Raw genomic sequence first — 20,255 nt, forward strand, 5'->3', positions numbered from 1 at the left:
GATCGATTGCAGCAAGCTTCAACCGTCTGAACGCGTAGCTAAGACGGCGCTGCACCGAGCCCCCACCCGCCCGCGAAGAGATATTCGCCCTCCCGTTCACCTGCATGCCGCAACACTCATGATGCGGTTACGTTCAACTCTGATGCGGACGTCCTCCATGCGATTTATTTCGCATTCCATAATTTGTGTGATGCGAGTGATCGGCAATTTCTTTTATGTCAAATTAACCGAACGCTCAGGTACACATCACGGCTCACGCAAGCAAGTTTGTTCCTGTTTTGCAGGTAATTTTATTCGCTAGCGGCTAATGTCCCCAGAGTTTCACTCCGAGCGGTTACCGGCTCAGCATGTCCAGGTAGCAAACGGTTGATGGAACAAGCGGTTTCATCAAGACATCGATTCTCCAGTGAAACAGAAACTCAATCGACTTTGAGGTCGCACGTAACAAAAATGCTTGCACCGACGGAAGGAACTCCGCGGGCGGGACTGCTACAGCCCTGGATGGACGGTTGACTGCCTTCCTGACACAAGACACCCTCGCACCAAACTAAACTCTGGAATTGTGTGGATGGGTAGCGCAAGTTCCGCGCACCAAACTCCGATGCGCGGAACGTCGACGTCCACCGCGCGTCAGCGTCCGGCCACTCGCGCCAGCGGTGCGATGGCTGGACGGCCCGCTGTCACCCACGCCTCGTAGTCCGCGTATGACTGCGGGTTCGGCGGGTAAACACCCCACAGCGGTTCGCCTGCTGCGATGCGCATCGCCAGATAGCCTTCAATATCGTCCTGCTTCTCGCACAGATCCGCGAGTTCCTCTGCCAGATGCGCCGGCACGACGGTCAAGCCATCGGCGTCGCCGACGATCACATCCCCCGGATATACGGCTACGCCCGCGCAGCCAATCGGCACCTGCAGGTCCGCCACGTGGTGATACGAAATGCGCGTGGTCGCCGTAATTTCGCGTGCGTAAGCGGGCAGCGGCATCTGCGCGATCTCGCTGCCGTCGCGCAGCGCGCCGTCCGTGACGATGGCGCGCGCGCCGCGCGCGAGCAGGCGCGTCACCAGAATGTTGCCAGCCGAGGCCGCGCGCGGATCGTCGCGGCTGTCGATCACCAGCACATCCCCTTCGCGAATCTGCTCGACGCCCTGCCATTGCAGATTGTCGGCGTTCGGGCGCGTGGTCATCGTGCCGTAGGTGTCGATGTCCTCGCGCGCCGGAATGAAGCGCATGGTGAACGCGCGGCCCGCGAACGGCTTGACCTCGTGGTTGATGGCGCGCAGCCCGACGAGCGCCGGCTGGCGGAATCCGCGCTTGAAAAGCTGCGTCGTGAGCGAGCCGCTGCTGATTTTCGCGAGGCGTGCGAGCGTTTCGTCGCTGACATGAACGGTGCGCTCGACTTCGCGATCGAGGCCTTCCGCATAGGCATGAAGTGTCATCTGGCTTCCTTGGCTGTCGTCAAAATGGCTTCAGTTCCAGCATGTGGAACTGGAGAAGCGTTACCGCTCCAACGCAACCGATCCTACTGCTAAAGTCGTGGACATCGACGAGGCCCCAAACGGGCCGTACGCCGGTGAATTCCAAAAGGTGGAAATATGAGCATCGGAGACGGGACAGCGGCGCTCTCAAAGGCGCTCACGGTGCTGGAAATGGTGGGGGCGACGCCGCATGGGCTGACCAACGCAGAGTTGCTTGAACACGCGGGACTGCCAAAAACGACGCTCTATCGCATTCTCGCGACGCTCATCGAGCACGGATTGTTGCGGCGCGATGCCACGCATCGCGTCTACCGGCTCGGATTCCGCTATCTGGAACTCGTGCGCAACTCGTATCTCATGCCCGATCTCGTGGCTGCCGCGACTCCCGAGCTGCGCACGTTACGAGACCTCACGGGAGAAACCACGTATCTCGCCGCGCTCGACGGCAGCGACGTTATCTCGCTAGAACGCTGCGACGGCGCACATTCGCAGCGTTCGGCCGCCGCGCTCGGGCGCAGCAAGCCGGTCTATTGCACAGGCCAGGGTAAGGCGATTCTTTCGCGCATGCCGCGAGACGAACGCGAGGCACTGCTGCGCAACGTGACGATGACCGCGCTCACACCGCACACAATCACGGATCGGCGCCGGCTCCAGGTCGAACTACGCATTACGGCAACACGCGGCTACGCCATCGACGACGAGGAGATCGTGCTCGGCGTGCGCTGCGTTGCTGCCCCCATTGTCGACAGCGAAGGTCGCGTTCGTGGGGCGCTGAGCGTAGCCGGCCCCGCTTACCGCATGTCGCTTGCGCGGCTCGAATTGCTTGGGCCAGAACTGGCGGAGGCCGCGCGACGCGTCGGCGCCCAGTTGCAGGCGGGCAGCGCCGGCACGGAGACCGACGAAGTCTCACCTGTGAGCGCGTCGTGGGCATTTCACGGCGCGTTTCCCGTCTGGTGGGCTAAGCGGGAGGCACTCTATTGGGCCGACACACTGGCGCCCGCACTACATGTGTTCTCGCCGGCGGCGGGTGACCAGAACGACCGTATAGCCTGCCAACTCGACGCGCCCATCAACGGAATGCAGTTGCGTCCCGAAGGGCTGCTGATCGCGCAGACCGGCCGTCATCTGGTGTTTGGACCCGACGATACACTTACCGTCTTTGAGGGTACCAGTGTCTGGACCGACCCCGACATCGCCCTGCTTTCTACAGATCCCGGCGGTCACACATGGGCGTGGTTCGAGCGCGGCAACCACGGCCATCTCGGCTTCATCAACGACTCGCAGCGCTTCGAAGCTGTGTGGAAATTCAGCGAGCGCATTGACTCGCTCACGTGGTCGGCAGACGGCGAGCAGGCCTTCGCGGCCGCTTCAGCGTCCGGAACGCTGTACCTCTTGCGCCGCGGCTCCTCAAGTGTGCGTCGCTTCGCTTCCATGCCGCCTGGTTCGGGCCGCCTCTCGGGCGTGGCGCTCGACGACCGCGGCGGTGTATGGGCCGCGCTGCGCGACGGCTGGAGCCTTATGCGTTTCACTGCCGAGGGCGCGCTCGAAGGCATTGTGAGCCTGCCCGTCGCAGCACCCACGGGCCTCGCTTTCGTGCGCGACGCGACCCGTCGTGCCTCGCTCTACATCACGAGCGACCGCAATCATCAGCCGATCGAATCACTCGCGAGTGCACCGCTCTCGGGGCATCTGCTGCGCCTGCAATTCGACGTGTAAATACGTCTCGTCAACTTCGCCTTATCGACACCATGAACGACCCCGCCCGACTTACCCTTTCGAACGGCGTCCTGGAAGCCGAAATTGCGCCGCATCTCGGCGCTCGCCTGTGCCGCCTTCGCTCACTCGGTGGACGTGAACGCGGCACCGACCTCGTCGTGCCACTGCGCGAATGGGATGCACCGGAACACGGGTGGCCGAGGGCAGGCGCTTATCCGCTGATCCCGTACTCGAACCGCATCGCCAACGCGCGCCTTGAATTCGAAGGCGTATCGCATGCGCTCGTGCCCCATCCGCTCGACCTGCCAAACACCCTACACGGCCACGCACAACGCTGCGCCTGGCGCATTCACGCACACCATTCCCAACGCGCGGAACTCGTTCTGGACGCAAAAGCGTGCGAGCACTGGCCCTGGCCGTTCGAGGCACGCATCGCATTCGAACTCGATGCGAACGCGCTCAACGTGCATTTCACACTGCGCAACTCCGGCACCAGCACGATGCCAGCCGGGCTAGGCTGGCACCCGTTCCTCGCCCTCGACGCCGCTTCCACCATTGATTTCGACGCGCGGCGGCGCTGGGAACTGGACGAGACGTTCCTGCCGACGGGCCACGCGTTCACCGTAGATGCACCCACCACACTCACGCGCGACGACTGGCAAACGCGCCCCTGTGCATTCTACGCGAGCGAATGGACCGGCGAAGCACGCATCGAGCGCCACGCTGGCACCGTGCGCCTCTCGGCGGAAGCGCCGTTCACGCATCTCGTCGCCTATACGCCCCGTGAAGGGACGTTCTTCTGCCTCGAACCTGTGAGCCACGTCGCCAACGGCTTTAACTTCGCGGCGCGTGGCATCGACGGCACGGGCATGCATACGCTCGCGCCCGGTGCGAGCTTCGCGGCGAGCGCGACGCTCGCCTGGGAACCGAAGCGCTGACGCACCTCAGCGCCACCGATGTTCCAGATGCTGGAACTCGGCAGTCCGTGACCGCGCGGCGATGGCAAACACGGCTCGCACTCACTTTTACACTGAAGGCCAGAGTCAATGCGTATTCCATGACGCACACACAATGCCCGCGTGCTTCGCTGCGGGCTTCACCAGGAGGCATGCCACTCATGGCCGATTTCGATCCGAACCGCTATGCGGCGCTGATTCGCCGCTACTTCGACGCCTGCAACGAAGCCGACTACGACAAGCTCGTCTCGTGCTTCACGCCCGACGCCGTGCACTACTTCCCCGCCGGCCTGCCCGATGTGCCCTGGCGCGGCGCCGACACCATCGCGCGCAAATGGCAATGGTGCGTCGAGAATCTGGGCTCGCAATGGACCATCGAGAAGATCCTCGTTTCGCACGATTCGCACGAAGCCGTGATCGAGTGGACGCATTGGAAGGCGAAGGCCGGGACCGCGCTGCGTGGTGACGAATGGTACGTGTTCGATCCCGAGACCGTGCGCATAAAGGAGATCCGCGCCTACTACGCTTCGCCTGCCGACAAGAACGTAACCATCAACGAACTCGTCGATTTTGATTACGCCGCACGCGACTATCACCTGGAGGCGAAATCGTGAGCGCCGTGGTCGAAACGATGTCGTTCGCGCAAGTAGAAGATGTCGTCGCGAGCGCGCGCGATGCGCAAGCGTTCTATCGCAGCGCACCGCGTGGCGTGCGCAGCGCTCTGCTGCGCAGCCTCGCCGTTGCGCTGGAGCGCGATGCCGCGCAGCTTGTCGCTATCGCCGACGAAGAAACCTCGCTCGGCAGCGCGCGCCTGAATGGCGAGCTCGCACGCACGGCGTTCCAGTTGCGCGGTTTCGCGGAGCGCGTCGAAGCGGGCATCGCACATCGTCAGATCGACGATGCAGCGGTGCCCGGCGCGCCGCCCGCGGGACGCCCTCATCTCACGCGCGTGCAGGTGCCACTCGGCCCGGTTGCCATGTTTTCTGCGAGCAACTTCCCGTTCGCGTTCTCGGTGCTCGGCGGCGATACGGCCTCGGCGCTCGCAGCCGGTTGCACAGTCATCGTGAAGCCGCATTCGGGCCACCCCGAACTCTCGCGCCGAGTGCACGAGCTCGCCGCGGGCGTGTTGCGCGAACAGGGCCTGCCAGAAGGGATCATCGCGTTCGTTGAGGCCTCGCGGGAAGCGGCGGTACATCTCGTTGGTCACTCAGATGTTGCCGCTGTCGCGTTCACGGGTTCGTATCAGGGGGGCGTCGCGCTTTGGCGCGCAGCCAACGCGCGTCCGCGCCCGATTCCGTTTTTTGGCGAACTGGGTTCAATCAACCCACTGGTGGTGTTGCCCGAAGCGCTCAAGGACGGCGTCGAAGCGCCTGCAGCAACACTCGCCGGTTCTATTACGATGGGTTGTGGGCAGTTCTGCACGAGCCCTGGATTGATCGTCGTGCGCGACGATACTGACGGCGAGCGCTTTGTACAGGCGCTGGAGCAGGCGTTGTCCGCACAGCAGCCCCACGCGATGCTCACGGCCACCATGCGTCGTGGCTTCGAAAGCGCCGCCGCGCATATTGCCGCACAAGCGCTCGTACGCGTGCGCCTCGCCGCGCCTGCCGATGACGGCGAAAGCGCAGCGCCCGCGCCGCGTCTCTACGAGACCGATGCTGCTTCGTTCATCGCCAACGCCACCCTGCGCGAGGAGATGTTCGGTCCCGCCGCGCTAGTCGTAAAGGTGCGCGACGACGCACAAACGCTCGGCGTGCTCGCCGCCGTCGAGGGCTCGCTCACAGTCACACTCTGGGGCGCACAAGCGGACACCGCATCGAATCGCGCGCTCGCCGCCACTGCGCAAGGTATAGCCGGTCGCGTGCTGTTCGGCGGCGTGCCCACGGGCGTCGCCGTCTGCGATGCGCAGCAGCACGGCGGCCCGTGGCCTGCCTCGACGCAGCCACAGACGACGTCGGTCGGGTACACCGCCATCGAACGCTTTCTACGCCCTGTCGCACTGCAGGACGCGCCGCAATGGGCGATCGAGGCGAACAACGGAGGAAGCGCCGTATGATGCAGCACGTCGTGATGTTCCGCCGCCTCTCCCACGTCGCAGAAGACGCGCATCGCGAAGCTGCGCTTGTGGAGCGCATGCGTAACCTTGAGTGCGAAATCGACTTCATCCGTGGCTGGCGCGTCTCCGCCAACGAGCTCGCGCGCCCCATCTGCTGGGACTACTTGCTCGAAGCGACCTTCGATGATGCCGACGCTGTTGAGCGCTATCTCCCGCATCCCGCGCACCAAGCTCTCGTTACAGATCTGAAGACTTACTTCGAATGGGTCGCTTGCGACTACACTCGATAGCGACACTTAAGGACTTTCCGATGAAAACCATACTGGTGACCGGCGCAGCAGGCGGCGTGGCGAGACGCGTGCGCCCCTGGCTGCGGGAGCACTACAACCTGCGCCTGCTCGATCTGCGCGAAGCTGGCGATCTCGCCGCCAACGAAACCGCACTCGTCGGCGACATCACCAATCGCGACGCCGTGCGCCGCGCCGCCGATGGCGTAGATGGCATCCTGCATCTGGCCTGTGCTTATAGCCTCGACATCGACTTCGAGGCCACGCTCGATGCCAACTATCGCGCGCAGCTATATTTGCTGGACACGTGCCGGGAATACGGCATCGGCCGCTTCGTGTTCGCGAGCAGCCACCACGTGCTCGGCCATCATCGCGTAGACAACTTTGCTGGCGACGCCGCAAGCGTCGCGCCCGATGGCTTTTATGCACTCAGCAAGGTATTTGGCGAAGCGGCCTGCGCGCTCTACGCGCACCGGAACGGCATCAAGGCGCTCTCGATCCGCATCGGCAACGCTGACGACCAGGTCGCCGACGGCCGCCGGCAGCATATCTGGGTCAGCGGACGCGATCTCGCACAGCTCATTCGTATCGGCTTCGAGCACGCGGACATCACCCACGACGTCGTCTACGGCGTTTCGCGTTGTCCCGCCCCGTTTTTCGACAATGCGCGCGCCGTCGAACTCGGCTACGCGCCGCAAGACTCTGCGCTCGATCATCTTTCCCCCTCCTTCGTCCCGCGCGACGCGATGCCGTCCTCGGCAGGCCCGGACTTCGTCGGCGGCCCGTATGTTCCGCAGCCGCTCATCGTCAGGACGCCGCAATGAAGATCCGCTCGGTCGAAACGCGCGTCATCGAAATTCCATTCGAGGATGGCCGCGAGGCTTTCGGCCTCACGCCGTCCGGGTGGAAAACGCTCGAAACCGTGCTGATCCGAGTTGAGGACACCGACGGTAACGTGGGCTGGGGCGAAGCGTTCGGCTATTTCGTGGCCGACGCCGTGTGTAGCGTGGTCGAAACGCGCGTTAAGCCGCTCACCGAAGGTTCGACGATCGAATCGATTAGTGCGTGGTCACAGGCCACGCAACGCGCGCTTCATATTTTTGGGCGCTACGGCATCACGATGTTCGCCATTTCAGGCGTGGACATGGCGCTCTGGGATCTCGCAGCCAAGCGTGCGAAATCGCCCTTATGGAAGCTGCTCGGCGGCGAACAGGCAGGATCGCTCAGGACCTATGCCAGTCTTGTTCGCTATAACGACCCGCTTGTCACATCGGCGCTTTGCCAACGCGCGCTGGACGAAGGCTATCGCGACATCAAGCTGCATGAAATTTCCATTGATGTCGTGGAGGCCGCGCATGCACAAGTTGCGGGCCGGGCACCCATTTCCGTCGACGTGAACTGCGCGTGGGACGACACGGATGCGCCTAACAACATCGAGCGCTTACGCGCGCTCGAAAGCATTGCGTGGGTCGAGGAGCCGATCTTTCCGCCTGAAGATTTCACGCGCCTCGCGGGCCTGCGCACGCATGGGGTGCCGGTCGCGGCAGGCGAGAACTGGTGTACCTCGACGCAGTTCAAGCAGGCCATCGAGGCGGGCGCGGTGGACTTTCTGCAACCAAGCGTAACCAAGGTGGGCGGCATTACGGAATTCGTTGAGATCATGTCGCTCGCCCGTGACGCAAAGCTTGGTGTGCTGCCGCATAGCCCCTACTTCGGGCCCGGCTTGATTGCGACGCTCCATCTCGCAACCGCGTATCAAAGCGCGAGCGACACGCTGCAAGTCGAATATCACTATGCCAACCCGGCCGCCGAATTGATTGACCTTACCCCCATTCGGGACCGTCATCAGTTCCGGCTTAACGACGCACCAGGATTGGGCCTTGCTCCCGATGGAGCGGTTGTTACGCAATTCGTGCGCGCGCGCTGAACGCATGCTTTAGCAGCGCATAGGTGGAGTGAGCGGCGAGCGCAATGCTCGCCGCTTTTCTTTTTCATTCCGCGTCGCGAGAATGTGCCACACCGCGTTCAATCAGAAAACCTGCGAGGCGGTCATAACATCGTGCAACCTCCTCTAGCTGCGTCGCTCGCAAGGCGGCATGCACAAAACCGTGACCGCGATACAGTTCAACGGGGCCGCCAGCCTGGCGCAAACGGGCTGCGTACTCGATCCCCTGGTCGCGCAGCACGTCCTCCATCGCAGCCACGATGAACGCAGGCGCGAGACGCGAAAAGTCGTCACATTCAAGCGGCATTGCAAGCGGCGTATGACGGTCGCGTTCGTTGGGCGCGTAGAGTGCGATAGTCGCGGCAAGCCCCTGCGCCGTGAGCATGGGCGCGCGTGCGTGCTGGGCGACAGAGGCGAAGGCATCGTCCGCGCTGAGCACCGGATAAAGCAATGCTTGCGCGAGCGGCTGCGCCTCACGCGTATCACGTAAGGCGACACACAAGGCCGCCGCGAGCGTCCCGCCTGCACTGTCACCCGACACCGCGCGGCGCTCGCAATCTAGCGGCAAGCCAGACGATGCGAGTGCGCGCCAGACCGCAAGGCCATCGTCGAGCGGCGCGGGGAATGAGGCTTCGGGCGCAAGTCGATAGTCGAGTGAAATGACTGCAAGATCTGCGCGTTCGAGCAGAGCGTGGGCGAACCAATCGTGCGTCGCGTGGCTGCCCGTCGTCCAGCCGCCACCGTGAAAGAACACAAGTACCGGCCAACCGCGCTCGGGCGCTTTCGCCACAGGACAGTAGCAGCGCGTCATCACGCCGCCAACACGCTGATCCGTTACCGCGAGTGCACGCGTCGCGGGCCGCGTGAAATGCGAGCACTGGCGCGCGAACGCGGCACGGCGCGAAAGCCAATCATCGCTGGCGCTTTGGAAGCTAATTGCAATGCGGACAAAATCACGCATGCCTTCGCTTAACGGCGATGCTTCAGTGGGCTTCATGAACGACACCAAATAAATAGGAAAGCGCATGCCCCGACCGGGACATGCGCAAGAGAATGAAGGTTCGAAGGCACGCAGCGCTTCAGGCCGGCGTCGGTTCCGGCAAGCGATCGCTGGTATCGACGAAGCACGCGAGAATCAGCGATCCTACGAGACCGACAATGCCAGCAAGTACGAAGGCGCTCGCGAAGCTACCCGTAGTCTGGATCAGCACGCCAGTGATAGCTGGCCCTACGATGCCGGAGCAGTTGGCGAGCGCGTGCATGAATCCACTCGCCGTGCCCACCTGGTGCCTTGGCACGCTGTCCTGAATCATCGCCCAGTACGCTGGTGCAGCGAGCATCAGCAGGCCGATAGCGATTGTCATGACGCCCACCGCTGTCCAGACCGAGTCAACCAGACCCGTCAACATGATGCAGGATGCCGCGATTAACAACGAGGTCACCAGTACGACCTTACGCGAGAACATGCGCCGGCCGGTGCGTTTGTAGATCGCATCGCAGAGAAAACCGCCTGAGAGAAAACCGATCGCGCCCGTGATCCACGGAAGCGAACTTACGAGACTCATGTCCTTCAGGCTAATGTTCTTCGCGTCGACAAGATAGCTCGGGAACCACGAGATAAAGAAGAACAGGATGTAGTTGTAGCAAAAGAGCGAGATCCCCGTGACAAGCACGGCGCGCGTGGTGATTACCTCGCGGATCGATACCTTTGCACGCGTGGGTGCCGTCACAGCTTCCTGTCCAGCTTCTATATGAGACAGTTCGGCCTGCTTCACGCGCGAGTGCTGCGCGGGTGTTTCGGTCGAGAGGCGGCGCCATGCAATGGCCCACATGATGCCGAGCACAGCCATCACCATGAACGACGCCCGCCAGCCGAACGCAAGTGCGAGAAATCCTACGACGGGGCCCGCGAGCGCGCCGCCGATTGGGCCGCCCGCCTGGCTGATGCCCGCTGCAGTTGCGCGTTCGCCGAGGGGGAACCATGTATTCACGACCTTGTTCGCCGTGGACGCATTCGGACCTTCTCCCATGCCGAAGGCAATGCGCACGAGAAGCATCGACCAGAAACCCGACACTGCCGCGGTGAGGCCACATGCTATGGACCAGCCGGTCATCGAGACGCTCAGCACGCGTCGCGCGCCGAAGCGGTCGGCGAAATAGCCGCCCAGGAAATTGAAAAGCGCGTAGCCGATCGAAAACGCGCCGAATATCACACCCTTTTCGCTCGCGCTCATATGAAAGTCGCGCGTGATGAAAGGCATGGCGATCGACAACGCCGAGCGGTCGATGTAGTTGATGACCGTGGCGAGCAGGAGCATCGCCAGAATGGTCGTACGATATTGTCCGCGAAATTTCATCGCTTCCTGTCTCCATACATATTGTTTCGACCGACTTGCGCCAGGAGCGCTGACTGCGCTTTGCGCTGCAGCCTCGATGTGCATCGTAGTGGCTGCCACCAGCACGCGGGTATGGCACCCTCTTTTCGGTCGAGGCATTGTCCCAGTCGGTGGAACTGCGGCGCGCGCAGCACGCCGGAATACCTTCCTAAGCCGGGCTCAGAACTTATGCCGCAGGCCGACTACCGCTCCAACCTGCCGGTTCGTCGAAGACGCCGAGAGCGCCCACAATTGCGTGACCGCGGTTTGCCCCGTCGAATCCTTTCCTGACGCCTGCTGAGCCATCAACAACGCATAGACATCAGTGCGCTTGGAGAGGTAGTAATCGAGCGACAAATCAGCCTCGTGATAAGTCACGCGGCCAGCGCCGTCTTCGCCCACAGGCGAGCCGTGTATGTACTGATAGGACGTGCCGAACTTGAGCGCCGGTGTGATCCAATAGCCGAGCGCGAGTTCCGCCGTGTTGAACGCGGCGGTACCACGATAACCGTTGGCATCGAGCGCGGCGATAGCTCCGAGCCCACTGAAGCGCACGTTCGTATAGGTCGCAGCGATACTTGCCGGCCCGCTTGAGTAGCCCACCGTGGCGGCGAGCGTTTCCAGCGTCTGCGCGGATGCATATCCGGAGAAGATGCGATACGACGACATGTTGCTCCCCGTCGTGCTCGAAGCAGGGTTGTTGCCGTAGTAGGAGAAGTTCGGGTCTCGCGCATTCAAATACGCGACACCGAGAAAAAGCGGCCCGTGCGCATAGGAAGCGCCTAGTGACCAAGCACGGTTCTTTTCAAAGCTGCCGGCCACGCCGCCCGTGCTGAAGATGCCGCCGAACTTGAAGCCGCCGTAGCTTACGCTCGAGAATTTAGCAGCGTTGTTCAAGCGGTAATCGTTGCCGAGATTGTCAAATTCGGCGGGATGGTTGATGAGCAAAGCTGTGCTCGCGCGCGCGGGCTCCACATAATCGACGATGGCATCGTATTGACGGCCGAGTGTCACCGTGCCATAGGGGCTCGCAATGCCGACAAAGGCTTGGCGACCGAACAAGGCATTGCCTTGGCTCATCGAGCCGTTAAGCGGCGAGAAGCCGCTTTCCAGCCGGAAGATCGCCTGGTAACCGCCTCCGAGATCCTCAACGCCCGTGATACCCCAGCGGTTGCCCTGGAACCAGCCCGCCGTCATTGCGTACTGTTGCGATCCATTCACGTTGTTCGCATAGAGGAACCCAGCGTCTAGCACGCCATACAAAGTCACGCTGCTTTGGGCATGGGCGGCCATTGGCAAAGCGATAGCCACAGCGCTCAATAGTTTGATGCGCGGTATCTTCACGCACAGTCTCCTGAATATTTCTTCGTATAACGAAACACTGTCCAAATGCCGTGTCATGCTCGAGCCATCAAGGCACGCATGCAACGACAAGCGACGCTCGACGTGCGCGCAATGTGGCGCACGCTCGGGAGCATGCTAGGGGGAAAGGGTAGTCGTGAGAACGCGGCGCGCGGCGCCCAGCGGTGGCGAATCCCAGAGCGTGGAACCGGGACTCGCCCGCGATGATGGGTGCGTTACTGGGCGCGCCAGCAAGCGGCCACGAAGGGCTCAAAGCGCGGGAAGGCAACGCGGGCCATGCAGAAAGCTAGCCGCGATCATCTGCACACGCCGGTGCGTGATCGCGATCTCGCCATTCTCAGCCCTGCAGCTGACGAGCAAACTGGATCGATCCGGTGCGATCTGAGAAACGCCGCCGGGCGTGCTTACAGCAATTCACCTCAAAATGGTTAGAGCCGTTGTTAGAACGGCGCGCTTGAATTCGTCAGGGCGACGCGGCAAGGACGAGAACGAACCCAGTACATGGCTATAGGCGACCGTTTTGCTGATCCCGTTCGCCACGATCGCAAACAGGATCTCGGGGTCCTGGGGCGAGATTTCACCAGCCTCAATCGCATCAACGAGTAGCGGCACGAACACGTCATGAAACGGTCGCACCACTCGTTCAATCAGCAGAGTGAGGCGCTGGCCTGTCTCTGTCGCGGCAGTCGAGAAAAGCATGCCCACGTCAGGGGTCGAAAACACCTGGTCGATGAGGATTGACACTGCATGCTCAACGCGTGCTCGCGGCCCTAAGCCTGCCATTTCCTGCAGGGCGGCAGTTTTCGCGGTCATCGCCGCCGCTTCGTCGGCGATTTGCTCCACAACCGCGATCCAGAGCGCCTCCTTTGAACCGAAATGATGCTTGATCAGCGCCGGGTCGACTCCCGAAGCCTTGGCGATATCGCGCACGCTCGTGGCCTCATAACCCCTTCTGGCGAATGACCACCGCGCTGTGCGAAGCAATGCTTCGGCGCCGCCTGCTTCGCTGCATGCGGGGCGACCGCGAGACCGGCGCAGCGTCGGAGTCATTGTGTCGTGCTTGACCGGGTCGGCAGGATCTTTCATTCGCGGGTGCACAGCTTCCTATAGGTGGGCCCCGATTTTAACGAGTACGGCGTTGCGCCGGGTAGCGCTCAGGTTTGACATGCAGGCATCGAGACCGTAACATCATTTTAATTCAACACTCGTAGAATATTTGACTATGCGCCAAATCCCCAGGATCGTCATCGTCGGCGGCGGCATCGCTGGACTTCTGCTCGCGACGAGGCTGGGTGACACGTTAGGCCACAACGGCCGCGCTCAGGTTACGTTGATCGACAAAAGTGCGACACACATCTGGAAGCCTATGCTGCACACCATCGCGGCCGGCACTCGCGATGTCCAGCAACAGCAGGTCATCTACCTCGCCCACGCCCGCGACCATGGCTTCAGCTACCAGCCCGGCGAGATGGAAGGTCTAGATCGCAATGCGCGTGTCGTAAAGCTGGCTGAACTGCGCTCGTCATCAGGCGAAATCGTCATCGGCCGACGCACCGTCGAATACGATGTGCTGATTCTGGCCCTGGGTAGTCGCGCCAATGACTTTGGTACTCCGGGCGTACCCGATCACTGTCATTTCATCGACAGCCAGGCACAGGCCGAAGTTTTCAACGAGGCACTGCGCATTCGTATCCTGCAGAGCGTTGTGATGAACAAACCGCTGCGCGTGTCGATCGTCGGCGCTGGCGCGACCGGCGTCGAACTGGCGGCAGAATTGAGCCGTTTGCTCGAAGTGGCAGCAAGTTATGGCGATCCCGGTATCCGCTCACGGCTGAATCTCACCCTGTATGAGAGCGCCCCGCGCATTCTCGCAGCATTTCCCTCCGCAGTATCGGAGTCCAGCGAGGCACAGCTTCGACATATCGGATTCACGGTCCGAACGGGCACGCGGGTGACCGCCGCAGACCCGGACGGACTTCGGCTGGATGACGGCAGCAAGCAACAGGCCGATTTGATGGTTTGGGCGGCCGGTGTCAAGGCTCCTGATTTCCTCGGCAAACTGGATGGGATCGCAATCAATCGCTCCAATCAGATCTCCATCAGGCCAACCTTGCAGGCGCTGGAGGACGACAACCTGTTCGCCTTGGGCGATTGCTCGACGTTGACGCTCGCGGGCAGTGATCGCCCGCTCGCACCAACCGCTCAGGTCGCGACCCAACAGGCACAACATCTCGCGAAGCATTTGCCCAACTGGCTCACTGGCGGTTCGTTGCCCGCCTTTGCATTTCGCGACTTCGGCGCGCTCGTGTCACTGAGCGACTACAACGCTTTCGGCACGCTCGGGCAGTTCGGCTTCTTCCGCGGCGGATTTATCAAGGGCCGCTTCGCCCAGCTCAGTCACACCATGCTCTACCGAAGGCATCAGCAGGCGTTGCACGGCTTCGGCAAAGCAACGATGCTGTGGACCGCTGAGCGAATCAACGGCCTCGTGCAGCCGAAAATCCGGCTCACCTGAACGGCTACGACCGAGGACAAGCACGACAGGATCGTCACGTATCCTTTCCACGCAAACCGACCCGCGGCCTCCGATCCACGCGCGCCATATCGCCGGCGTAAATGGCATCGATCGCGCTGCGTGGTCGCGATGCATTACGCCACGAAGGAGTTGGCGGGCGAGTCGCCCACGCCACGCCGCCGGTCCCCACCGTGCGACGCGAAGGCGCCGCTAACTCTTCAGCGTCCTGCCGGACGCGCCAGCGGCTTAGCAGCGGCGACGCGCAATGCCAGATAGCTTTGAATTTCGTCCTGCCCTTCGCTCAGGTCCGTGAGTTCGTCAGCGAGAGTACGGGTACGACCGTCAAGCCGTTCGCGTCGCCGCATCACACCGCCTGTTATGTGGCCTCATCCGCGCAGCTGATTGGGACCTGCGGGTCCGCGACGTAGTGATGTAAGTGCGCGTCGTTGATCACGAACATGGCCGCACCGAGTAAAAATCGCTACGCATCCGGCAGAGGCTCGAGGACTGCGGAATGGAAGTCGGCGCCCTGCTCCGCGGAACCACGACTCCATCGGGTGAATATGTAGAATGCAATAATCGTTAATCGTATAACGAAACACGTCTGGAAGAGATCATGAATAAGCCATCGACCCGGTCGGCGAGATCCCCGCAGAAGTCGCGCACGCAGTCTGAGCGCAGTGAGACCACCCAGCGAAAAATCATCGCGTCCGCGATTCGACTGCTACAGAAGGTTGGCTTTCAGGAAACGAATTTGCAGGAGATCGCGCGAGGTGCCAAAGTCACACTTGGCGCCGTTCAGCATCAGTTCGGCAACAGAAATGCACTACTGGAGCGGGTCGTAGATGAAGTAATGCAGCCGCTCGGTGAACTTGGAACGGTATGGCCTGCAGCCGCGGCTGAACTGCCCCTCGAAGAGCGTGCGAGCCGATTCGTGCACTCGGCCTGGAAGAGTGTCTATGGCCCACCGAGCTATATTGCGGCGTGGAGTCTTTTCTTTGGATGCAAGACTTCCCCACAGCTATTCAAGCGAATCGAAGAGCACAGAGCGAAGCACGATCCATTATTTTTTGCACACTTCGTGGCCGCGTTTCCGGAGATTGCCCGGACTCACCCTGAACCTGAGCATTTTGCTGCAGTGGTGTTCGCCGCTCTGCGTGGACTGTCGATCATGCGACTCTTCCAGATCGAGGAAGAGACAACAACAAAGCAACTCGAGATAGTTGTCCGGATGATTGTCGATGCCAGCAAAGCGGGTATCAATCAAAGTCCGATAACCGGGACGGTCGGCTAATCGGCGCCGAACTCAGGCTTTGTCGAGCCCGGCGCCGAAGAGACCAGTCACGGTTCAGTCACGCTCATTTCACGTAACGTCTACGGCAACGACAGGTGATGCCTTCGGTGAGATAATGCGGTAGGCGGCGTAGACAACTGCAATCCAGACCGGAATCGCCACTGCAGACAGGCGAATGGCGGGCGTCATCAACATGACCACGACCACCACAGCCATCGCCAGCAGACAAACATAGTTTGACAGCGGCGAAAAAGGTGCACGGAATCGCGCGGAAACGCCCCGTTCTTTGCTCGCTTTGCGGAAGCCCATATGGGCCACGATGATAACGACCCACGTGATGACCAGCGCGGCGACGATGAGCGACATGAGAAGCTCGATTACACCAGCAGGCGCCACGTAGTTCAGCAGGATGCAAAAGGCGGTGACAATGCCGGGATAAACAATTGCTCGAACAGGCACTCCCCGCTTGTTGACCTGCATGAGTGATTTCGGCGCGTTGCCTTGGCGGGCCATGCCATACAACAGTCGGCTGCTGCTGTAGACCATGCTGTTATAAACGGACAGGGTTGCCGTCAGAATCACGAAGTTCAGGACGTTCGCAGCGAGATGCTCGCCAATTCCCGAGAAAACCAGAACAAACGGGCTGCTGCTGTACGTACCTCCGCCGGCCCTAAGCTGATCCACCAGGGTATTCCACGGAGTCAGCGACAGCAGAACTACCATAGAGCCGATATAAAAGACCAGCACGCGGTAGACCAACTGATTAATCGCCTTCGGGATGACTTTGCGCGGCTCATCGGTCTCTGCTGCGGCAAAACCTAACATCTCGACGCCACCGAACGCGAACATAATGAACGCGAAGGACATGCCCAATCCCGAGATACCATGCGGCAGGAATCCGCCATGAGCCCACAAATTCGTCACGGACTGGTTCGGGTTGTGCGTCGTCGCAAGAAGATAGGCGCCGACAGCGATCATCGCGAGCACGGCGGCAATCTTGATCAACGCAAACCAGAACTCGAACTCGCCGTAGATTCTTACGTTGATGAAGTTGGCCGAATTGATCAACACGAAGAACACCGCCACCGTCACCCATGTCGGTATGCCAGGCCACCAGAACTGAATAAACTTTCCGACAGCGGTCAATTCGAGCATCCCCACCAGGACGTAGAGCGCAATGCAATTCCAGCCGGACATGAAGCCTGCAAAATGTGAGACGTACCGGTTCGCGAAATAGCTGAATGAGCCTGCGGTCGGCTCCTCGACCAGCATCTCGCCGAGGAAGCGCATGATGAAGAAGATGATCAGGCCGCCGATGGTATAGCCCAGAATCACACCCGGCCCGGCGAGCTCAATGATGCCAGCTGATCCGAGGAAAAGTCCGGTACCGATTGTGCCACCCAGCGCGATGAGCTGAATGTGACGGTTCTTGAGCCGACGCTGAAGGTGGCCCGACGAAGAAGTGCTGTGCATCGTTTCCTCCGCTGCTTAGTTGGTCACGAAGAACAACTTCGCCTTGCTACCAAAATACTTGACGGTCGCACCCTTGGAGAGTTCGATTACGTCACCAGGATTGCCTTGCACCCGGGTGCCGTCGCTCGCCTCAACACCGAACGCCCCCTCGAGAACCAGGATGACTTCGTCATAGCCCAGGGTCTTCGGTTCGCAGAGCGCTTCATCCCACGCGCCGAAACCGCAAGGCAATGCGGCACCTTCGTTGTCGCCAATCGCCCACGAAATCTCGGCAACGCCGTTGGCTGCGCCACCACGATCGGCGGTGGCGATCGTGCTGCCCTTGATCAATCTGATGCTCTTCATCTGAATCGTCTCCTTAGTAATACTTAAAAATATCTATCAAAAAACCATCATAGTGTCCGAAAGTCACTCCTCGCCGCGCCCCCTCCACGTATCCCATGAGATCGTGAGCCCGACACCGACATCGCGAAGTGGTCGCGGCGGAATGTAGTTGGCTGTGCCTTGCGCCAGAAAATCGTCGATCAGCGGATTCTCCCGGCCAAGTGCGAGATCGGCGATCAACATTCCCGCCGCCGTGTGGCGAACAATGCCCGAGCCATTACAGCAAGACGTCGCGTACACGTTGTCCGAGATCTGACCGAAAGCCGGAGCATGGTTCTGGGACACCGCGAGCCAACCCATCCAGAAGTGCTCGATTTCGAGTGCACCGAGGTTCGGAAAGCGGCGGCCGAGCAACTGCTGGTGCGTGTCGCGCGCTGCCTCGCGGCGTCCGTCGGTCGTCCGCAACGACGGCGAATATTCGAAACCCTGGCGAATCATCAATCTCCGGTCGCTCGTCAGTCGAACTGTCGAACCTGCGACACCGTGCGCTGGCGTAATTCCCCACGAACTGTCGGATCCCATGTTCGCGATCTGCTCGTCCGACAGCGGCTTCGACAGGCTCGCGAACAGGAGCACCGGAATCTGCCTTTCCTTGTACACGCCAAATGACTGCGAAAACGCGTTGACTGCGAGGATCAGCTTTCCGAACCGGACGCTTCCGCGCGCCGTCTTGACGTAAGGGGACGAGCCACTGAATTCCACTTCGGTGACCGGCGAGCGCTCGAACAGCTTGACGTTGGACGGAAGACTGTCTGCGAGCCCTCTGACCAGTGCGGCCGGATTGAGCAGATAGGTGCCTGGCGTAAAAATCGCATCGCCGTAATAGTGCGTCCCGAGACGAGATTCGATCTCCGATCTCTTTAGCCACTCATACGGCTCCCCCCATGTCTCGAGGTTCGATGCGTATGTTTTCAACGCGCTGCCGGCCACCTCGGGCGTGACCGCGGCGTGGTAACGGCCGCGCCGCTCCCAGTCGCAATCAATCTGGTTGCCAGAAATCAGGCGGTTCAATTCGTCCAAAGCGTAGCGACCGACGCGGATTGCACTGCGCCCCTCCTCGACCGACTTCTCCGACACACCGGACGCATGCGGCAAGTCGATCGCGAAGCCAGAGTTGCGGCCAGACGCGTTCTCACCTACCTCACCCGCCTCAATCACGGCGATGGAAGCTGAGGGCTGCTGGGAAGCGAGCGTTCGTGCTGCGGCGAGTCCGGCATACCCGGCGCCCACAATGACCCAGTCGAACACGTGCTCACCGAAAAGCGACGGCTGTGGCTTGCGCGTCGGCAACAAGGCGCTCCAACCGTTGGTCTGGTCATCAGCGGGAGTTCTGTCTATCTGGCGTGGCATGATCTAGGTGAAAACCCTAAAAACCCATTCAAATCAACCGTCTACGACGATTCATGAGCCAAGTCTAAAACAGGAATTTGCAAGTTGCAATACACGTTTATTGTTTTATGTAACTGACGGGCCGTTCCGGACCGCCGCGAGCCGCTGTTCACCGGCAGTGGCGCGCTCCCGGCTGCACGTGAATGCAGCGATCAGGAGCCCAATGCGTAAAAAGAGCCGGATCAGCGACACGCGGCGTCGTGCGCGTACGCGTCTGGCTGCGCGCCAGAACAACCGGCAAAACCGAAACGGCTCGCGGACGGAGCCGCGCCGCGAGCAAAAGCAGGTCAGCTGTCAAGGTTTCGTCTGCGGACAAGGAATTGTCGTCGTGGCAGTCCGCGGACTCACGGAGCGATGCCCTCCACCTACCCCGCGTCAGGCTGACGGGATGGGGATGCGTTGACAAACGCATCGAGCTGCATCGCCTGATCGTGGATCCGATGCAGCGTCGGGTAACGTGTGGTGTCAATCGAGAAGCGATGGGCGTTAAACACTTGCGGCACGAGCACGATATCCGCAATCGTTGGAGTGTCGCCATAGCAAAAAGCGCGGGTGCAGGTGTCACGCGCGAGCCGTGCTTCAAGCGTCTCGAACCCGGCCTCAACCCAGTGCCGGTACCAGGCGCTCTTCGCATCCTCGCTGATGCCGAACTCGTCCTGCAGATACTTCAGCACGCGCAGGTTATTGAGCGGATGGATTTCGCACGCAATCTGCAACGCGAGTCCACGTACGTATGCCCGCGCCTCGGGATCCCCCGGCAAAAGCGGTTGGCCGGGATACCGCTCGTCAAGGTATTCAATGATCGCCAGCGACTGCTGCAGAGTGGCCTCACCGTCAACAAGCGTCGGGACGAGCCCGTCTGGATTCAGTTGACGATAGTCGGCGGCGAGCTGCTCACCTCCTCCGCGCACCAGATGGATCGGCACGTATTCGTGAGACAGTCCCTTCAGGTTCAACGCAATGCGTACCCGAAACGACGCTGAGCTACGGAAATAGCTATATAGCTTCATACACACTTGGAGTGGGA

Annotated in this window: 18 protein-coding genes; 9 read left to right on the top strand and 9 right to left on the bottom strand. The window is 61.1% G+C overall.

Annotation, left to right across the window (positions count from 1 at the left end):
* Positions 1-630: 630 nt before the first annotated feature.
* The gene (locus AB4Y35_RS28280) at positions 631-1,437 is read right to left on the bottom strand and encodes a ribonuclease activity regulator RraA (RefSeq protein WP_368706962.1); all 807 of its coding nucleotides are present in this window, start codon (positions 1,435-1,437) and stop codon (positions 631-633) included.
* Between the two features lie 156 nt (positions 1,438-1,593).
* On the opposite strand from AB4Y35_RS28280, the gene AB4Y35_RS28285 reads away from it, so the two are divergent.
* The 7 genes from AB4Y35_RS28285 (at position 1,594) to AB4Y35_RS28315 (ending at position 8,418) form a co-directional block, all read left to right on the top strand.
* Positions 1,594-3,192: an IclR family transcriptional regulator C-terminal domain-containing protein gene (locus tag AB4Y35_RS28285; RefSeq protein ID WP_368706963.1), complete on the top strand. Its 1,599-nt coding sequence runs from the start codon at positions 1,594-1,596 to the stop codon at positions 3,190-3,192.
* 32 nt (positions 3,193-3,224) lie between these two features.
* Entirely contained in the window at positions 3,225-4,130 is a 906-nt protein-coding gene (locus tag AB4Y35_RS28290) for an aldose 1-epimerase (RefSeq protein WP_368706964.1), read from the top strand.
* A 179-nt stretch (positions 4,131-4,309) separates the two neighbouring features.
* Positions 4,310-4,762, top strand: a complete 453-nt coding sequence (locus AB4Y35_RS28295) for a nuclear transport factor 2 family protein (RefSeq protein ID WP_368706965.1) — start codon at positions 4,310-4,312, stop codon at positions 4,760-4,762.
* Complete coding sequence (locus AB4Y35_RS28300) at positions 4,759-6,204, top strand: aldehyde dehydrogenase (NADP(+)) (RefSeq protein ID WP_368706966.1); 1,446 nt, start codon at positions 4,759-4,761, stop codon at positions 6,202-6,204. Before AB4Y35_RS28295 ends, AB4Y35_RS28300 begins: the two co-directional genes overlap by 4 nt.
* A complete protein-coding gene (locus tag AB4Y35_RS28305) occupies positions 6,201-6,494 on the top strand; it encodes a Dabb family protein (RefSeq protein WP_368706967.1) in 294 nt (97 codons plus the stop codon). The genes AB4Y35_RS28300 and AB4Y35_RS28305 overlap by 4 nt, the downstream gene beginning before the upstream one ends.
* Positions 6,495-6,514: 20 nt before the next feature.
* The gene (locus tag AB4Y35_RS28310; RefSeq protein WP_368706968.1) at positions 6,515-7,315 is read left to right on the top strand and encodes an NAD-dependent epimerase/dehydratase family protein; all 801 of its coding nucleotides are present in this window, start codon (positions 6,515-6,517) and stop codon (positions 7,313-7,315) included.
* Positions 7,312-8,418 (top strand): mandelate racemase/muconate lactonizing enzyme family protein, encoded by a 1,107-nt coding sequence (locus AB4Y35_RS28315; protein WP_368706969.1) that lies wholly within the window; start codon positions 7,312-7,314, stop codon positions 8,416-8,418. The genes AB4Y35_RS28310 and AB4Y35_RS28315 overlap by 4 nt, the downstream gene beginning before the upstream one ends.
* Before the next feature lie 64 nt (positions 8,419-8,482).
* Here AB4Y35_RS28315 and AB4Y35_RS28320 read toward each other — a convergent pair whose 3' ends face one another.
* From AB4Y35_RS28320 to AB4Y35_RS28335, 4 genes are all read right to left on the bottom strand, one after another.
* Complete coding sequence (locus tag AB4Y35_RS28320; RefSeq protein ID WP_368706970.1) at positions 8,483-9,463, bottom strand: alpha/beta hydrolase; 981 nt, start codon at positions 9,461-9,463, stop codon at positions 8,483-8,485.
* Positions 9,464-9,515: 52 nt separating this feature from the next.
* Positions 9,516-10,793 carry an MFS transporter gene (locus AB4Y35_RS28325; RefSeq protein WP_368706971.1) on the bottom strand — a complete coding sequence of 426 codons (1,278 nt, stop codon included), beginning with the start codon at positions 10,791-10,793 and terminating at the stop codon, positions 9,516-9,518.
* 198 nt (positions 10,794-10,991) lie between these two features.
* Positions 10,992-12,155 carry a porin gene (locus tag AB4Y35_RS28330; protein WP_368706972.1) on the bottom strand — a complete coding sequence of 388 codons (1,164 nt, stop codon included), beginning with the start codon at positions 12,153-12,155 and terminating at the stop codon, positions 10,992-10,994.
* 432 nt (positions 12,156-12,587) lie between these two features.
* Entirely contained in the window at positions 12,588-13,259 is a 672-nt protein-coding gene (locus AB4Y35_RS28335; RefSeq protein WP_368706973.1) for a TetR/AcrR family transcriptional regulator, read from the bottom strand.
* A gap of 136 nt (positions 13,260-13,395) precedes the next feature.
* Here AB4Y35_RS28335 and AB4Y35_RS28340 point away from each other — a divergent pair, with 136 nt between their 5' ends.
* Both AB4Y35_RS28340 and AB4Y35_RS28345 read left to right on the top strand, forming a co-directional pair.
* The gene (locus AB4Y35_RS28340) at positions 13,396-14,688 is read left to right on the top strand and encodes an NAD(P)/FAD-dependent oxidoreductase (protein ID WP_368706974.1); all 1,293 of its coding nucleotides are present in this window, start codon (positions 13,396-13,398) and stop codon (positions 14,686-14,688) included.
* A gap of 616 nt (positions 14,689-15,304) precedes the next feature.
* Positions 15,305-15,982, top strand: coding sequence for a TetR/AcrR family transcriptional regulator (locus AB4Y35_RS28345; protein WP_368706975.1), 678 nt, complete (start codon positions 15,305-15,307; stop codon positions 15,980-15,982).
* Between the two features lie 69 nt (positions 15,983-16,051).
* Here the strand turns inward: AB4Y35_RS28345 and AB4Y35_RS28350 are convergent, their stop codons facing one another.
* The 4 genes from AB4Y35_RS28350 to maiA form a co-directional block, all read right to left on the bottom strand.
* Positions 16,052-17,455, bottom strand: a complete 1,404-nt coding sequence (locus AB4Y35_RS28350; protein WP_368706976.1) for an amino acid permease — start codon at positions 17,453-17,455, stop codon at positions 16,052-16,054.
* Positions 17,456-17,470: 15 nt separating this feature from the next.
* Positions 17,471-17,800, bottom strand: a complete 330-nt coding sequence (locus AB4Y35_RS28355; protein ID WP_368706977.1) for a hypothetical protein — start codon at positions 17,798-17,800, stop codon at positions 17,471-17,473.
* 63 nt (positions 17,801-17,863) lie between these two features.
* Positions 17,864-19,132, bottom strand: a complete 1,269-nt coding sequence (locus AB4Y35_RS28360; RefSeq protein ID WP_368706978.1) for an NAD(P)/FAD-dependent oxidoreductase — start codon at positions 19,130-19,132, stop codon at positions 17,864-17,866.
* A gap of 461 nt (positions 19,133-19,593) precedes the next feature.
* Positions 19,594-20,238: a maleylacetoacetate isomerase gene (gene maiA, locus AB4Y35_RS28365; RefSeq protein WP_368706979.1), complete on the bottom strand. Its 645-nt coding sequence runs from the start codon at positions 20,236-20,238 to the stop codon at positions 19,594-19,596.
* Positions 20,239-20,255 lie beyond the last annotated feature (17 nt).

Source organism: Paraburkholderia sp. EG286A (genome assembly GCF_040965375.1).
GTDB lineage: Bacteria > Pseudomonadota > Gammaproteobacteria > Burkholderiales > Burkholderiaceae > Paraburkholderia.

Coding starts and splice junctions, on each gene's coding strand:
- AB4Y35_RS28310 (WP_368706968.1), top strand. CDS start 6,515: ATGAAAACCATACTGGTGACCGGCGCAGCAGGCGGCGTGGCGAGACGC.
- AB4Y35_RS28320 (WP_368706970.1), bottom strand. CDS start 9,463: ATGCGCTTTCCTATTTATTTGGTGTCGTTCATGAAGCCCACTGAAGCA.
- AB4Y35_RS28345 (WP_368706975.1), top strand. CDS start 15,305: ATGAATAAGCCATCGACCCGGTCGGCGAGATCCCCGCAGAAGTCGCGC.
- AB4Y35_RS28285 (WP_368706963.1), top strand. CDS start 1,594: ATGAGCATCGGAGACGGGACAGCGGCGCTCTCAAAGGCGCTCACGGTG.
- AB4Y35_RS28325 (WP_368706971.1), bottom strand. CDS start 10,793: ATGAAATTTCGCGGACAATATCGTACGACCATTCTGGCGATGCTCCTG.
- AB4Y35_RS28290 (WP_368706964.1), top strand. CDS start 3,225: ATGAACGACCCCGCCCGACTTACCCTTTCGAACGGCGTCCTGGAAGCC.
- AB4Y35_RS28295 (WP_368706965.1), top strand. CDS start 4,310: ATGGCCGATTTCGATCCGAACCGCTATGCGGCGCTGATTCGCCGCTAC.
- AB4Y35_RS28280 (WP_368706962.1), bottom strand. CDS start 1,437: ATGACACTTCATGCCTATGCGGAAGGCCTCGATCGCGAAGTCGAGCGC.
- AB4Y35_RS28335 (WP_368706973.1), bottom strand. CDS start 13,259: ATGAAAGATCCTGCCGACCCGGTCAAGCACGACACAATGACTCCGACG.
- AB4Y35_RS28315 (WP_368706969.1), top strand. CDS start 7,312: ATGAAGATCCGCTCGGTCGAAACGCGCGTCATCGAAATTCCATTCGAG.
- AB4Y35_RS28350 (WP_368706976.1), bottom strand. CDS start 17,455: ATGCACAGCACTTCTTCGTCGGGCCACCTTCAGCGTCGGCTCAAGAAC.
- AB4Y35_RS28340 (WP_368706974.1), top strand. CDS start 13,396: ATGCGCCAAATCCCCAGGATCGTCATCGTCGGCGGCGGCATCGCTGGA.
- AB4Y35_RS28355 (WP_368706977.1), bottom strand. CDS start 17,800: ATGAAGAGCATCAGATTGATCAAGGGCAGCACGATCGCCACCGCCGAT.
- AB4Y35_RS28305 (WP_368706967.1), top strand. CDS start 6,201: ATGATGCAGCACGTCGTGATGTTCCGCCGCCTCTCCCACGTCGCAGAA.
- maiA (WP_368706979.1), bottom strand. CDS start 20,238: ATGAAGCTATATAGCTATTTCCGTAGCTCAGCGTCGTTTCGGGTACGC.